This window comes from Williamsia sp. 1138, assembly GCF_002095435.2.
GTDB lineage: Bacteria > Actinomycetota > Actinomycetes > Mycobacteriales > Mycobacteriaceae > Williamsia.
Genome location: NZ_MJEJ02000040.1, coordinates 100457 through 115648 on the forward strand (window position 1 = coordinate 100457; position 15192 = coordinate 115648).

Below are 15192 nucleotides of genomic sequence, written 5' to 3' on the forward strand. Positions count from 1 at the left end.
CAACGATGGTATTGCACCGACCTGAGAGTTCTTACCTGCCCCGAGCGTGCGAGGAGATCGCGTGCTCTGCTCACGTCGCGGGCCAGGTGAGCGGCGCCTGGACTCAGTACCGGATCGGTGCCGGACTCCACAGACCGGAACGGGTGGCCTTGCCGAGGTCGAGCTCCGCGACCTCCGCGGGCTCGCCGTAGGGCTCGTAGCTCACCAGTGAGCCCCAGTCCCGGCCGATGTCACCTTCCAGATAAGAGGGCACGGTCGTCTTCTCGAGGGCCACCTCGATCCAGCCGAGTGGCCCACCACCGAAGGCGTCCTGCCAGGCACCGACGGCCGCAGACAGGTCCGCACCGGGCGCGATGCGCCATTGCGGGATCTCTGCGACCCCGTTGAGGTGGTCGAACGGTCGCTGGCACGGGAATGCCAGACCACTGGTCCAGTCGATCTGGACCGGGTCGGTGCTGCCGACCATGGTCTGCAGGGTCTGCAGTCGCGGCGACCGGGGCGGGGTGAGGCCGATGAAACTGTCCTGGGCGAGGTTCTCGTCCTTGGCGACGATGCGGATCGCGGTGGTGTCGGCGGGGAACGAGCTGCGGTAGGTCCGCAGGTCGCGCCACGACGGGCGCGGGCCCGGGTCGATCATGTCGACCTCGCCGGCCACCTGGAAGTCCTCGTTCGTCGATCCCGAACCGGTCGAGTACTCCATCGTGACGTTCTCGATGTCGAACTGACCGGCCACGGCCATCGTCACCAACGGGGTGTCCGCGGCCTTCGGCGGCAGGCGGTACCAGGACGAGGTCAGGTAGGCGGGGAACTGGTTGTCCTGGGAGTAACTACCGAGTACGGGGGTCAGTGCGGGATCGAGGCCGAAGGGGAGCTTCGCGGTGCTGCCGTTGATCCCGGCCTGATCGGTCTCGCCGCCGCCGGTGCCGCCCGCGTTGGAGTTGAGGACGTCGGGTGAGATCGCGACATTGCCGCCGAGCACACCGAGACTGCCGGCACTGGCCGTCGAATCGAGGGTCAGCGGCAGGCCGTTCGGAGTGAAACCGGAGGTGGGCGTGGCGTCAGCGCCCGGATCGGCCGGTCCGATGAGGCCACCGACGATGTTGCCGTCGACAGGGGTGAGGATGTCGGCGGAGGGGTCGGGCTCGACCAGGACCTTCTCGGCCATCCCGCAGGTGTCGCCCTGCAGAGCGGCGACGTTGGAGGTGGGAATCGAGAAGGATCCACTCTGTTGCACTCCGGCACCGACGGCGGTGCCGATCTGGAACACGACGAGGAACGCGCCCGCGACAGCCAGGGGTGCGGTGGCGAGGGTGCTGAACCAGCGGCGCCGCGAGGTGGTGCCCGGTTCGGCGGGGGTATCGGGCTTGAAGGGTTCTCGGAAGTGGAACCAGAAGGCCACGAGCAGCGCGGCCACACAGAGGTAGAGCAGGGCGCTGCCGAGGGCGACCCCGAAGCGAACCGGTAGGGCACCCCACGGCATGCCCCAGTTGGAGTAGTAGAAGAAGGCGTTCGGTGCGGTGAAGGCGAGACCGGTGATGAACAGCACCAGCGCGATGAACAGCATCCGGTTGCGCCGGGCGTGCATCGCCTCCGCGCTCACCGCGATCGCCGCGATGGCCGCCAGCGCTGCGGCGAGGCCCGCGAAGACACCGAACTGGTGGGTCCACTTGGTCGGGGTGAACATCATGAAGATCAGTGACGCGAACGTGATGCCGACGATGCGCCGGGACGGGCCGAGGGCGGTTCCGGGGATGCGACTCTTGCGGATCAGCATCGCGCCCGAGACGACCAGGCCCACCAGCATCGCGAGGACGGCGAATCGCCGCGAGACCGATCCGTTGGCGGAGAACTCGAAAAGAGCTGAGTAACGGTCGATCTCGTTGTACCAGTGCAGCGAGGGTCCGAGCGCGGACTTCATACGCGTCGACTGGGTGAAGGCGGCGAGGGTCAGGTCGGAGAACACGACGAAGATCACGAAGGTGCCGGCAGCAAGGACCGGCGCGAGCATCGCCAGGTAGCTCTTCGCGTCGGCGCCGATGGCTCTGGCCCGTTTGATCAGCGCCATCACCATCGGCCGGGCACCGGCGATGAGCGCCGCGACGGCCATCAGGCCGGTGGGGCCGGCAGCCAGGCTGAAAGCGCCGATGGTGCAGGCCACCGCGGCAGGCAAGGTTCTGCCGGTGGCGATCGCCCGCTCCACAGAGCACCACGTCAGCAGCGCGCCGAGGCAGATGATCGGCTCAGGACGCAGGCCGTTGTTGAACGGGAACCAGGAGGCCAGGAACACGAACGCGGCCGTCCAGGGCACGATGCGGTTGACGGTGGCGGCTCGGCCGAGCCGGGGCAGTACCTCGTGGGAGATGATGAGCCACACCAGGATTCCGCAGGCCAGAGCGGGCAGTCGCATCCACGGGCTTGCCGTGGTGACGTGTGCGAGCCAGCCGAACACCTGGTAGTACCAGCCGAAGGGCGCCTCGGGGGCGCCGTACCAGCGGTAGTAGTTGGCCGTGTAATCGGCGTGCTCGGCCACCCGCGACATCGTCAGGATGTAGCCGTCGTCGGACGTGTTCGGGCCGACGATGTGCCAGATCAGCAGGGCGCCGATGACGACGGCGTCGCGGGCGTTGAACTTCCACCAGCGCGCCGGCAGGAAGCGGCGGTGCTTGCGACCGTCCGTACCGTCGAGGACCGCGAGCGCACCCAGCGAGATGATGGTGCACACCACTCCGACGGCGATGGCCAGCCACTTCAGCACGGTCGGGGCGGTGCTGTATCGGTCGTCGATCGTGGCGTGGGCTTCCAGACCCGGAATGGATGCGGCATCTCCGGTCAGATCTGTGTAGATCCCGGTGAGTTGGGGGCGCTGGTCACCGTCGGTGATCTCGCCGACAACGGGTTCGCCCTCGGAATTGGTCAGGCCCACGAACTCGGCGCGCACCGACGTCGCGGTGGCCGTGACGACGATTTCCTGGCAGTCCTGGTCCTCCATCTGCGCGAGGGTGGCCATGGCGACCGGGGTGTTGCGGACCACGACCTCCACGGACTGTCGGTCGAGCGCATCGGTCGCCTGGCCGGATTTACGAACGAACAAGCCGCGGGCGACCGCCTTTTCGGCTTCCTTCGGCAGGGTCGAGACCAGCACTGTCTGTCCCGGCGCCGTCAACTGCCTGACCGCCGAACAGGGCACAGAGATCTCGAGGTCCACGGGCACATAGGAGACGAGTGGCGAGAGGACCGACTGCAGCTTGTCCTGCTGCGGCCAGTTCAGCTCGGCGGTGGTCTGATTGACGGGCAGCAGCGGTGTCGCCAAGGCGAGGAAGAGGCCGATCAGGCCGGTGACGATCGCGGCGATCTTCGCAAATCGGACCCGGTCCCCGCCGGAGGGCGGCTGGTTGGATCCGCTGGATCGCGGCCGAGTCGTTCCAGTCGCGTTGTCAACGGCGTCAGCAGGCACAAGGCAAGATGCTATCGCTCACCGCGTGTGGCGATGGTCCGCGGTCACGCGCGGCGCCATACAGTGGCACGATGACCTCCACGCCGCCCATCCTGCTGCTGAACGGACCGAACCTGAACACGCTCGGCGTCCGCCAGCCGGAGGTGTACGGGACAGCCACGCTCGAGGATGCCGTGACACTGGCCACGGAGGTCGCCGGCGAGCTCGGCTGGACGATCGACGCGAGGCAGACCAATCACGAGGGCGAGATGCTCGAGTGGATCCACGCCGGGCGCGGAACCGTCGCCGGCATCGTCATCAATCCAGGGGCGTGGACGCACACCTCGATCGCTCTCCGCGACGCACTGTCGGTCCCGGAGGTCCCCATCATCGAGGTCCACATCAGCAACGTGCATGCCCGTGAGGAGTTCCGACGGCACTCCTATGTCTCCGGGATAGCGGCGGGAGTGATCGCCGGTTTCGGTATCCGGGGGTACGAGTTCGCGATCCGCCATCTCGTCGATCTGGTCACTCCGGGACCCGGCGATTAGGTCATTCGACGTAACATGTGATCAGCGTCACACATAGTCTCTTCGGTGCAAGTCATACCGGACTAAACGCCCGCAATCGAGGTGACGTCGGCCCAGTTCACCGGCCCGCTGAGTGAAATGCGGGAAGGGAAACGCGTCGCCCTCGGTTATGCTCCACCAGAACCAATGCGTCCACTCAGGCGTCGATTGGTGAACGCGATGTGTCGGGGCCGTTATCTGCGCGCGGTAGTTTCGCATTCGATCCCCAAGGCGGATCGGGGCGTAAGAGTCGGTCAGCAGTTGGAGGGTATATGCGGGAGGTCTTGTATGGCGCCCCGTGATAGCCGCCGCACCTTCGCCCCGCCCGAGAGCCCCGCGTCGCCGCAGGGCCGGGCCGATTCGGGCGAGATCGACCTGGTCGCGCCGGACCTGGACCCCCGAGAACTCGAAGCCTTCGAATCCGAGCTCAAACAAACCGGATTCCGTGCGGTGGTCACCCGGGTCAACCGGTATCTGGCCCGGCCGCGCTGGTGGGTCGAAGTGCTGCTCCTCGGAGCCCTCTACGCCGTCTACTCGGTCATCCGGAACAGCGTCGGCGAGGTCGCTGACCAGGCCTATCGCAACGCATACGAGATCCTCCGCATCGAAGACGCCTGGCACTTCGCGCTGGAGCGGCCGCTGAACGAGCTGGTCCACACCACGTCCTGGCTCGCCAACATCGTCGCCCTGCAATATGCGACGCTGCACTTCCTCGTCACGCCTGCCGTCCTCATCTGGCTCCTGTTCCGACGCAAAGACCATTACCGCAAGGTCAGCGGAACGTTGGTGCTGTGTACCGGGCTCGCCCTGTTCGGTTTCTACTTCATGCCCACCGCACCGCCACGGCTGCTGCCGGGCGAAGGATTCGTCGACGTGATGGCGCAGACCTCGTCCTGGGGCTGGTGGCCGGAATCCGGCGCGCCGGGTAGCGATGCGATTTCCAACCAGTTCGCTGCGATGCCGTCCCTGCACTGCGCCTGGGCGACCTGGTGCGGACTGGTGCTGTTCTTCCTCGCCAAATGGCAATGGCTGCGCATTCTGGGGCTGATCTACCCCTTCACCACATACTTCGTGGTCATGGGCTCGGGCAACCACTTCATCCTGGATGTCGTCGCCGGAGTGGCGCTGCTCGCCATCGCCGCCGCGATCGTCTACGCCCCCACCCTCCTGCGGTGGTGGCGAGGCAGATCTGCGGATGCGCCGGCCGGGGCGGGAGTCCCGATCGGATGAGCCTCTCGGTGGCCCTGCCGGCGAAACGCTGGCGGGGCCTGCTTCCGCTTGGGGTCGCGCTGATCGCCATCGTGGCGCTGTTTCTCGCTCATCCCACCGTCGGAGACCTGCAGGCAGCGATCGCGCGAGAGGAAGCCGCTCGGTCCGGCGTCGGCCTCGGCTACTGGTTCGGCTGGTACGGCGGTGTCTCGCCGGGTAGTTACTCCCTGATCGTCCCGGCCCTCTCGACCGTCACCGGCTCGCTGCTGTTGCTGTGCCTGGCGACAGCCGCGATCGCACTATTGGCGTTTCCCCTGTCCAAGGGTGCGGCGTACCCCACCGTGCTCGTCTGGGCGATCACCGTCGCCGCGGTGCTGAACATGCTCTCCGGCCGGGTGGCCTTCGCGGTCGGCGGGGCCATTGCATTGGCGGCCATCGTCGCCTTCAAGAAGGGCTACCGATCGCTGACAGTGATCGGATTGCTCGTCGCAGGGCTGGCGAGCCCGCTCGCGCCCGCGTTCGTCGGACTGGCGGTGCTCCCTTTCGCGGCCGGACGTGACGACGCGGCACGGCGGGCGTGGTGGGTTCTCGGGGGTGCGGCGCTCGGTGTCGGCGTTCCGTTCCTGATGTTCGGCAATCCGGGCTCGCAAGGCTTTCCGGCGACGACCCTGTTCTGGGTGGCGGCCATCGCCGTCGGCACCGGATTGGCACTGACAGTTCCACCGGCGCGCTGGATCGTGCCCCTCGCGAGCGCGGTCGCGATCATCATGTTCCTGGTCCCCACCGGGATCGGGTCCAACCTGAGCCGGTTCTTCGCTCTGGTGCTGCCGTGTCTGTGCCTCTACTACTCGCCGAAGTCGCTCAAGTTCTTGGCGATCGCGCTGGCGCCCGCGCTCATCTACGCCACGTTTGTCGCCACCGCGGATCAGGTGGTCGCCTCCGACTCAGGTGAGAGCGATACCTCCTACATCCCACTGCGCTCCCAGCTGATGGCGCAGTCGAACATCGAGAACCATCGCGTGGAACTCGTGGACGCCCAAACGCATGCCGGCTCACACAAATTGGGCATGACCATCAATCTGGCCCGCGGATGGGAAAACCAGTCGGACTCGCGATTCAACCCCATCTTCTATGACGAGAATGCGCTGACACCCGAGTCGTACCGACTCTGGCTGTCCGAGAACGCGGTGGCCTTCGTCGCGGTGTCGGCCGATCCGCTCCGCCAGATGAAAGCCGAAGCAGCACTGGTCGAGCAGGGCCTGCCCTATCTGCAACGGGTCTGGGCCAACGACAAGTGGGAGCTCTACAAGGTCGACGATCCGCGGCCGATCGTGCCTGCACCCCTCACCGTCGTGGAGTCATCGCCCGCGAAGATGGTCCTCGACGTCCCCGATACCAACATCCATCCACTTCAGTTGCGTCACAACAAGTATCTGGTCGCCCGCAGTACCATCGACGAGAATCTCTACGCCTGCATCCAGACCACACCGGACGACTGGATCACCGTGCAGGCCCCACTGCCCGGCGAATACGTCCTGGAGGGACTGCTCTCCGTGCGTGGTGTCGTCGGGGCCCAGCCTCCAGATTGTGCGCCCAGTTAGACAGAAGCACACGCTTGAGTCATAAACACACGTTGCGACGTGTGTTTTTGACTCAACGATGTGCATCTGTGGGGTGGCGGCGCTACTTCCTCACGACGAGAACGAAGGGGCCGATCGTGGTGACCGTGAAACGCGGATCGTCGAAGACGTTCTGATTGAACGTCACCGTGTAGCGGCGGACGTTGGGGTCGTTCGGGTAGACGTCCTCGGCCAGCCTCAGGTCGTAACCTTCTGGGCTGTACCGGAACAGGAACACCGTCGGTGGCCGCCAAGGCGCTGTGTCCAGCTGCTCGATGAGGCTGTCTGCGGTTTGTGCCTGCGACCAGGTCTCGATGGTCGCAGCCCGTTTGTCGAACTCCGCCAATGGATTCGCGTAATGCGACGTGAGGCCCTGGAAGCCGAGGTAGGGGTAGATCGAGAGGAAACCGTAGTCTGCGGTCAGCACCACGACGTCGTCCTGGGCGCGGCCACCGGTCTGCTCGTCGATGGTGGCGCTGATCTCGGGAAAGTATGCCTGCGCGCCCGGGGGACGCTGGTCGGCGCGCACGCCGTAACCGTCGGTGTCTGTGTAGGCGACGATGATCTCGGAGGCGAGATGACCCGGGATGCTCTGCGCCACCGCGATTGCCGCACCGGCGGCCAGTACGCCGACGACCGTGCGGACATCGCCGAATCGACGGACGGCGACGGCCGCGAGTTCGGCGAAGCCGTACACGCCCGCGACTCCGAGCACCACTGCCAGCACCGGTTCCATCCGGAACGAGAGCAAGGTGGTCCCCATCGCGGTCAGAGCCATCGACAGCAGGCAGAACACGTAGATGGAGAAAACGGTGACACCGAAGGTCAATGCGACCGTGCGGGTCCGGAATCGGAGCACGATCCAGATCAGCCCGACCATCGTCAGTGCACCGATCAGAGACCAGTGCAGCATCGGTGTCGGGAGCACGGCCCCCGAGCTCGGTAGGTAGTGTTCGGCGGTGCCGCCGGAGGCCGGCTTGTTCTGTAGTCGCGCCCACAGGTAGGGCGCCCACACGATCATCGCCACGAGCCCGGCGACCACTGCCATGGCCGCCAGTCGGGCGCCATGGATCAGGACTACCCGCCATCGCCGCGATCTGACGGTGGACGGGTGAGTTGTCTTGTTGGAGAGCTCGAACCAGGCTGACGCGGCCAGGTATAGCGCTATCAGCACCGCGGTCAAGGCGTACAGGCCGGTGTACAGCGTGTAGAAGGTGGCGCTCGACCCCAGAAAGAGCCCCCCGGCAACGATCGCTGGCTTACTTCCCGAACGGAGTCCGTGCAGGATGGTGATCAGCGTCGGGGCGCCGAGGATGACCAGGACGGCGGCGTACGGCTCCGGGCTGACGTACATGAGCGTCAGGACCGTGGACGCCAGGCTGACCGCGATCGCCCGATCGGTGCGGATCATGCGCTGCCACAGCGCCATCGCGATGGCGGCGGCGACCGCGATCGAGATGATCGCCCACGGCTTGAACGCTTCCCAACCGGGTTGACCGGTGAGGCTTGCGTAGCGGCCGCCCAGCCAGAACCAGCCGGCCGGGTAGTACGGCGGCAGGTCGGCGTACGTCATGTCTGCCAGATGCGGACTGGTGGTGAGCCGGGTCAGGTACTCGGTCCGGAACTGCTGATCGACGGAGATGCCGAACAGGTACAGCTTGGTCGCGCCGAGCGGCATCGCGAGTGTGACCGCCGCGAACGCCGAGATACCCACCCACGACAGCGGTTTGATCGCCCACGCGGCCCTGCCAGCCCGGGAGAGCACCACCGCGACGAGCAGTAGCGCGATGGCCACCACCTGGCCGGTGGTGGTCAGCGCGGTCTCGACATTGGACGAGTTGAATGCGGGCCACTCGACCCTGGCGATCACTGCCAGGCCGGCTCCTGCGACGACGAGCGCAACCAAGGCCGCGCCGATCAGGTTTCCGATCGCTGACAGATGTTTCGGCATGGATCAGATGGGCAGTTTGCGGAAGATCGGCCGCGGGATGTGGCGCAGGATGATCATCACGAAGCGGAAGGGTCCCGGAGCCCAGACGAGCTCTTTGCCCTTGTCCGCCGACGCCACGGCGAGCTTGGCCACGTCTTCCTTGTTGACCGTCAGCGGCGCTTCTTTCACGTGCGCGGACAACCGGGTGCGGACCATGCCGGGGCGGATGACGAGAACGCGGATGTTGTATTCGCGCAGCGCTTCTCCGAGTCCGAGGTAGAAGCCGTCGAGGCCGGCCTTGGAGGATCCGTAGACAAAGTTGCTGCGGCGCACACGCTCGCCGGCCACCGAGCTCATCGCGATGATCTGGCCGTGGCCCTGCTCGCGCATCTTCTCGCCGAGGAGCACACCGACGGAGACCGCGGCGGTGTAGTTGATGTTGGCGGTGAACACGGCTTTGCGCTGGTCCTGCCACACCTCTTCGTCGACACCCTGGACGCCGAAGGCGACGATCGCGACGTCGATGTCGCCGCCGGCGAATGCCTGCGCGATCACCGCGGGGTGGGTGTCGGGTGCGAGGGCGTCGAAGTCGATGCGCTCGACCGAGGAGGCACCTGCCGCCTTGATCGTCTCGACCGCGGCATCGCCGGCGGGGTCGCCGGGCACAGTGGCCAGGACCACCCGCATCGGGCCCTTCTTGAGGTACTCGGAGGTGATCGCGAGCCCGATCTCCGAGCTGCCACCGAGCACGAGGATCGACTTGGGTACGCCTACGGCGTTGATCATGAATGTTCCTGTCGTTGAGATGAAGTCGGGTCGGCAGTCGAGCGCAGGCTCAGTCGAGTTCGAGCCGGCGCGCCATGTCGGAGATGAAGACCCCGGTGGGGTCGATCTTGCGGCGAGTGGCGATCCAGGAGTCGATCTGCGGGTACATCGCGTGGAAGTTCTGCGCGGAGGTGCGGGAATCCTTTGCGGTGTAGAGGCGTCCACCCATCGCCATCACCCTGCGGTCGAGCTCGTTGAGGTACTCGCCGAGGCCGCGTTTGACGGGGAAGTCGAGACACACGTTCCAGCCACGGAACGGAAAGCTCAGTGGGGCTTGGTTTCCCTCGCCGAACAGCTTGATGACATTGAGGAAGCTCACGTGGCCGGACGCCTGGACATCGGCGATGATCTTCTTGAACTCGTCCTCGTTGCCGGTGGGCACGATGAACTGGTATTGGGTGAAACCACCGGTCCGGCCGTACGCCCGATTCCACTCTCCGAAAATGTCGAGGATGTGGTAGAACTGCGCCAAATTCTTGACCTGACCGGTCTTGTTCGACCCCATCCGGTAGTACGCCTCACCGACGATCGAGAAGTCGAACTTGTTGGCCAGGCCGTTGGGGAAGACGTCGGGGAACGTCACGAGTGGCTTGCCGTTGAACTTCAGCGGATCCTTGCGGAGCTTCGCGGGCAATTCGTCGAGACGCGCCAGGTTGCCGCGGCTGAACGAACCACGGCCGAGCTTCGGCGGCTTGCTGATCGAGTCGAACCACCCCGAGGCGTACTCGTAGCCGTCCTCGAAGCCATCTTCGAGGTGCAGTGCGATGGTCTCGTCGAGGCTGTTGGTGGTGGCGGTGTCTGCGATGAAGTAGGCGCTCTCGGTCCGCTTCATCTGCACCTTGGCGCGCAGGATGATGCCGGTGAGACCGATCCCCGCGACGGTCGCCCAGAAAAGCTCGCCCGCGGGGTCGTCGGAGCTGCCACCGGGGGTGAGGGTCAGGATGCGGCCGTCGGCCACCAGCAGCGTGATCTCGAGCACATGCTGGCCGAACGTGCCCGCGCTGTGGTGATTCTTGCCGTGGATGTCGTGGGCGATGGCACCGCCGATGGTGACCTGCCGGGTGCCCGGGAGCACCGGTACCCATAGTCCGAAGGGCAGGGCGACGGCCATGAGCTCGTCGAGGGAGACCCCGGCGTCCAGATCCACGACCCCGGTGGCGTCATCGATCGAGTGGATCCGTTTGAGCATCGTCATGTCGATGGTCAAACCGCCGATGTTCTGCGCGGACTCGTTGTAGGAGCGTCCCAGTCCGCGGGCGATGACGCCTCGGCGGAGGTAGGACGGCTTGTCGGCGTTTGCGTCCGCGACCTGCGCGAGCGCCTTGGCGATCACCTCGACATCGGGTGTCGCCAGCACGTGACCCTCGATCGGCGTCGTTCGGCTCCAGCCGACGAGCTTGCGGGTTTCAATGGGCAATTCAGCGGTAGACATCGCAGCAGAGCCTACCGCTCCGGAGACGAAGCGAAGCGGAGCTCGACTTGGGTGCTCGCGATATGACAACGAGCGGTGTAAGAATCCCCGTATGACCTCACGATCTGTGTTCATCACCGGAGCGGCCGCCGGGATCGGCCGCCACACTGCCCTGACCTTCGCGCGCAAGGGCTACTCCATCGGCGCCTACGACATCGACGAGGCGGGGCTGGCCACCCTGGCCGAGGAGGTGAAGGGTCTGGGTGCCCAGATCGTCACCGGCCATCTCGACGTCACCGATGCCGAGGAGTTCACCACCCGTCTGGACGAGTTCGCCGCGGCGGGTGGCGGCCGGCTCGACGTGTTGATCAACAACGCGGGCATCCTGCTGGCCGGCGCCTTCGAAGAGATCCCGCTGGCGACCCAGCACAAACAGATCGACATCAACATCAAGGGCGTCACGAATGGCTGCCACAGCGCGTACCGCCACCTGAAAGCAACGCCGGGCTCGGTGGTCGTCAACATCGCGTCTGCCTCGGCGATCTACGGGCAGGCAGAGCTGGCCAGTTACAGCGCCACCAAGTTCTACGTGCGCGGGCTCACCGAGGCACTCGACATCGAGTGGGGCCCGCAGGGGATCCGGGTCGTGGCGATGTGGCCGCTGTTCGTCCAGACGGCGATGACGGCGAACGTCTCCACCGGCACCACCAATTCACTCGGCATCAAGCTCGGGCCGCAGGATGTGGCCGACGCGATCGTGGCCGCGGTCGAGGAGAGCAAGGTCGACAAGCTCATCCACCGGGTCCACTACGCCGTCGGTAATCAGACGCGGGCGATGTCGCTGGGAGCGCGGTTCTCGCCTGCGTGGCTGACCAGGGTGGTCAACAAGAAGCTCGCACAGCCGCACTGACAGGCAATCACTCCGCGAGCACGGCCGATGCGGCGTTGTGGCCAGGGATGCCGCTGACCCCGCCGCCTCGCCGTGCTCCGGCGCCCGCGATCAGCAGCCTCGGATGCCGGGTCTCGACACCCCAGGTGCCGACCTCGGCCGCGGTCTCTGCCCAGGGCCACTGGAGCGGCCGGTGGAAGATGTTCCCGCCGGGCAGTCCCACGGAGTCCTGGAGTTCGAGCGGTGATTTCGCCTCGATGCAGGGGGCGCCCGTCGAATCGGTCGCGATGACATCCGAGATGGGTTCGGCAAGCACGGAATCGAGCGCTGCGAGGGTCGCTGCGACTGCTTCGTCCTTGGCTCCTGGCCGGCTGAAGACGCCGGGCGGCATGTGCAGGCCGAAAAGGGTGAGGGTGTGCATGCCGGTGAGTTCTGGGCCGAGAATGCTGGGGTCGGAGAGGGTGTGGCAGTAGATCTCGCTGGGTGGCAGCGACGGGATCTGCCCGCGTGCGGCGTCCTGATACGCCTGCGCGAGTGCCCCGAAGCCCTCGTGGATGTGGAACGTGCCCGAGAATGCGACCTCCCGCGGCGTCGCCGTGTCGCGTAGTCGGGGGAGCCTGCGCAGCAACAGGTTGATCTTGAGCTGCGCTCCTTCGGGCGCGGGGCCGGTGCCGAGCGGCTCCTCGAGGAGTTCATCGAGAACGGCTGGGGCGCAAGCGCCCAGAATGTAGTCGGCGGCTGCGGCCCCGCCCCGCCACGCGACGCGGCCCGTTTCGGGGTCGATGTCCGTGACCTCGACCCCGGTGCGGATCTCGGCGCCTGCCGCCACTGCCGCGGCTGCGAGAGCCCCGGACACCGCGCCCATCCCGCCGACCGGTACGTCCCAGTCCCCGGTGCCGCCCCCGATCAGGTGGTAGAGCAGGCAGATGTTCTGGCGCAGCGACGTCTCGTGCATGTCCGCGAAGGTCCCGATCAAGCCGTCGGTGGCCACGATTCCGCGCACGGTGTCGTCGGCGAAGGTGTCGGCGATGATCTCTCCTGCCGGCCTCGTCGTCAGCTGCTTCCACAGATCCATGGCGCCGTCATCACCTCCGGCGATGGACGCCATCTCCTCGGCACCGAGAAGTGGCTCCAGCATGGTCGGGAAGACGCCTTCGGCGATCGTCGTCATGGAAGCGTAGAACCTCTGCCAGGCAGTGAAGTCCGAATCAGATCCTGTCGCGGCGTGAAAAGACGCCGCGGTCGCGGAGTCATCGGCGGTGTCGACGAGCAGCCCGCGCGTGGGATCTCCCGGGAGTGGGGTGTACGAGGAATACCGGCGCCGGATCAGGGTGATGTCGAGGCCGAGATCGGTGATGATCTGACGTGGCATCAGGGATACGAGGTACGAGTACCGCGACAGGCGGGCGTCCATGCCGGGAAACGGCCTCGCCGACACCGTCGCGCCCCCGAGATGATCGGACCGCTCCAGCACCAGCACCCTGCGACCTGCTTGTGCCAGATAGGCCGCGGCGGTCAGCCCGTTGTGGCCCGCGCCGATCACGATGTCGTCATAGGACTGCATGGTGATCATGATGCCGTCAACGGTGGCTCGATGGATCGGGTCCTGGCGGCAACGGCGATGTGGGGGCTCCGATGTCGCGATGTTCATTCTTATTCTGGTGACGTTTATTTACGAACGTCACGTTCATTTATTGCGGTGGCGTATCGTATTCATGAATGCATTGTGTCGATAAGGAGGATTGCCGAATGAGTACCTGGGGATTCGGGGCCTTCGACAACGATGACGCTGCCCGATGGGCCGCAGAGTTCGACGCATCCTCTTCTGCCGAGCGCGCGAACGTGGTGCGGGCGGCACTGCACACCGTCGTGGAGCATGATCGCACCGCCGACCAATTCGCGGCCATCGCGGCGGCGACGACGGTGGCGTCCAGTCTGCCGGGTGGGCCCCTGCTGGCCCCCGGCTATGGTCCGAATCCGCAGCTGATCGAGAACATGCACGTGGCCGATGACCTGCCTGAGCTGGCAGTTCGCGCACTGAACCGGGTCAGGGTCGCGGAGTCGGGGTGGTCGGGTCTGTGGGATCGGGCAGGGGCACTCGACGACGCGATCGCGGTGATCGATGCCATCGTCGACGAACTCGAGCTGCGGACGACACTGCCGGAGTACGCCGCGCTCAGTGCGTGACCGCGCACGCGGAAGATCGACGTCTCGGACTTTGTGGATCAGTGCGTGAGATAGTTTCGTGATATGCGGCGCGGCAGCCCCGAATGCGTAGCCTGGGTCACAGAGCGCGCAATTTATCAAGTAGCGGTTCGGCGGCCTTGGCCAGGAATTCTTCCTGACTGTCGCCGCCGATTTGAACCAGCGCGACGTCGGTGAAGCCGGCATCGAGAAAAGGCCGCACGTTCTCGGCCAGTTCGTCGAGGTCGGGTCCGCAGGCGATCGACGACTCCACGTCTTCTGGGCGGACGAACTGCGTAGCCCCGGCGAATGATGCCGTCGTCGGCAGGTCCGCGTTGACCGACCAGCCCCCGGCGAACCAGCGGAACTGATCGTGCGCGCGAGCGACCGCCGTCTTCTTGTCGGTGTCCCAGCAGATCGGGATCTGGCCGATCTTTCGCGAGGGACCCTCGTGATGGTCATCCCAGAGTGAGACCAGTGAACCCTTCGGATCGGTGGCGATCAGATGATCGGCCAACGGTGCGAGTTGCTTGACGGACTTGTCGCCCGACACCGCGATACCGATCGGGACCCCTCCGTCCGGCAGGTCCCAGATGCGAGATGAGTCGACGCGAAAGTGGTTGCCGCTGTACGTGACCAGATCCCCCGAGTGCAGAGCCCGGATGATCTCGACCGCCTCGACGAACATGTCGTGGCGTTCGTCCACCGAGGGCCACCCCTGACCGACGGTGTGCTCGTTCAGGTTTTCTCCCGACCCGAGGCCGAGGATGAAGCGGCCGTCCGCGAGGAGTTGTACGGTCGCTGCCTTCTGGGCGACCACCGCGGGGTGGTACCGGATGGTCGGTGCGGTCACATATGTCGCGAGTTCGACCCGCTCGGTGGCATGGGCAACCGCGCCGAGCACACTCCAGGCGTACGGGGCGTGGCCTTGGGACACCAGCCACGGCGAGTAGTGGTCACTCATCACCTCGAAATCGAAGCCGGACTTCTCGGCGGCCGTGGCGTAACGGACCAGATCCTTGGGCCCGCTCTGTTCCGTCATCAATGTGTATCCGAAGCGCATGTCCGGTGGAGTTCCCCGTCGGTGCCCACCCAAACCATCCGAATCCGAGGCCACCCGGCC

The 15192-nt window shown here is 65.9% G+C and carries 11 protein-coding genes; 5 read left to right on the forward strand and 6 right to left on the reverse strand.

Going from position 1 to position 15192, the window contains the following annotated elements; genetic code table 11:
• Positions 1–103: 103 nt before the first annotated feature.
• Positions 104–3352 (reverse strand): arabinosyltransferase domain-containing protein, encoded by a 3249-nt coding sequence (locus BH683_RS11450; protein WP_246833329.1) that lies wholly within the window; start codon positions 3350–3352, stop codon positions 104–106.
• 173 nt (positions 3353–3525) lie between these two features.
• On the opposite strand from BH683_RS11450, the gene aroQ reads away from it, so the two are divergent.
• From aroQ to BH683_RS11465, 3 genes are all read left to right on the forward strand, one after another.
• The gene (gene aroQ / locus BH683_RS11455; protein ID WP_084836397.1) at positions 3526–3984 is read left to right on the forward strand and encodes a type II 3-dehydroquinate dehydratase; all 459 of its coding nucleotides are present in this window, start codon (positions 3526–3528) and stop codon (positions 3982–3984) included.
• A gap of 306 nt (positions 3985–4290) precedes the next feature.
• Positions 4291–5232, forward strand: a complete 942-nt coding sequence (locus BH683_RS11460) for a phosphatase PAP2 family protein (protein WP_084836398.1) — start codon at positions 4291–4293, stop codon at positions 5230–5232.
• A complete protein-coding gene (locus BH683_RS11465; RefSeq protein ID WP_094647414.1) occupies positions 5229–6812 on the forward strand; it encodes a hypothetical protein in 1584 nt (527 codons plus the stop codon). The genes BH683_RS11460 and BH683_RS11465 overlap by 4 nt, the downstream gene beginning before the upstream one ends.
• A gap of 82 nt (positions 6813–6894) precedes the next feature.
• Here the strand turns inward: BH683_RS11465 and BH683_RS11470 are convergent, their stop codons facing one another.
• The 3 genes from BH683_RS11470 to BH683_RS11480 are packed head-to-tail and all read right to left on the reverse strand — an operon-like array spanning position 6895 to position 11017.
• The gene (locus BH683_RS11470) at positions 6895–8781 is read right to left on the reverse strand and encodes a galactan 5-O-arabinofuranosyltransferase (RefSeq protein WP_084836399.1); all 1887 of its coding nucleotides are present in this window, start codon (positions 8779–8781) and stop codon (positions 6895–6897) included.
• Positions 8782–8784: 3 nt separating this feature from the next.
• Positions 8785–9546, reverse strand: a complete 762-nt coding sequence (locus BH683_RS11475) for a decaprenylphospho-beta-D-erythro-pentofuranosid-2-ulose 2-reductase (RefSeq protein WP_084836400.1) — start codon at positions 9544–9546, stop codon at positions 8785–8787.
• Positions 9547–9595: 49 nt separating this feature from the next.
• Complete coding sequence (locus BH683_RS11480) at positions 9596–11017, reverse strand: FAD-binding oxidoreductase (protein WP_084836401.1); 1422 nt, start codon at positions 11015–11017, stop codon at positions 9596–9598.
• Positions 11018–11108: 91 nt separating this feature from the next.
• Here BH683_RS11480 and BH683_RS11485 point away from each other — a divergent pair, with 91 nt between their 5' ends.
• Positions 11109–11906 carry an SDR family oxidoreductase gene (locus BH683_RS11485; protein ID WP_084836402.1) on the forward strand — a complete coding sequence of 266 codons (798 nt, stop codon included), beginning with the start codon at positions 11109–11111 and terminating at the stop codon, positions 11904–11906.
• Positions 11907–11913: 7 nt separating this feature from the next.
• On the opposite strand, the gene BH683_RS11490 is transcribed toward BH683_RS11485, so the two are convergent.
• Complete coding sequence (locus tag BH683_RS11490) at positions 11914–13449, reverse strand: NAD(P)/FAD-dependent oxidoreductase (RefSeq protein WP_094647428.1); 1536 nt, start codon at positions 13447–13449, stop codon at positions 11914–11916.
• A gap of 185 nt (positions 13450–13634) precedes the next feature.
• On the opposite strand from BH683_RS11490, the gene BH683_RS11495 reads away from it, so the two are divergent.
• Positions 13635–14072 (forward strand): DUF4259 domain-containing protein, encoded by a 438-nt coding sequence (locus tag BH683_RS11495; protein WP_168187023.1) that lies wholly within the window; start codon positions 13635–13637, stop codon positions 14070–14072.
• Positions 14073–14169: 97 nt separating this feature from the next.
• Here BH683_RS11495 and BH683_RS11500 read toward each other — a convergent pair whose 3' ends face one another.
• Positions 14170–15132 carry an LLM class F420-dependent oxidoreductase gene (locus tag BH683_RS11500; RefSeq protein ID WP_084836404.1) on the reverse strand — a complete coding sequence of 321 codons (963 nt, stop codon included), beginning with the start codon at positions 15130–15132 and terminating at the stop codon, positions 14170–14172.
• Between the last annotated feature and the right edge of the window lie 60 nt (positions 15133–15192).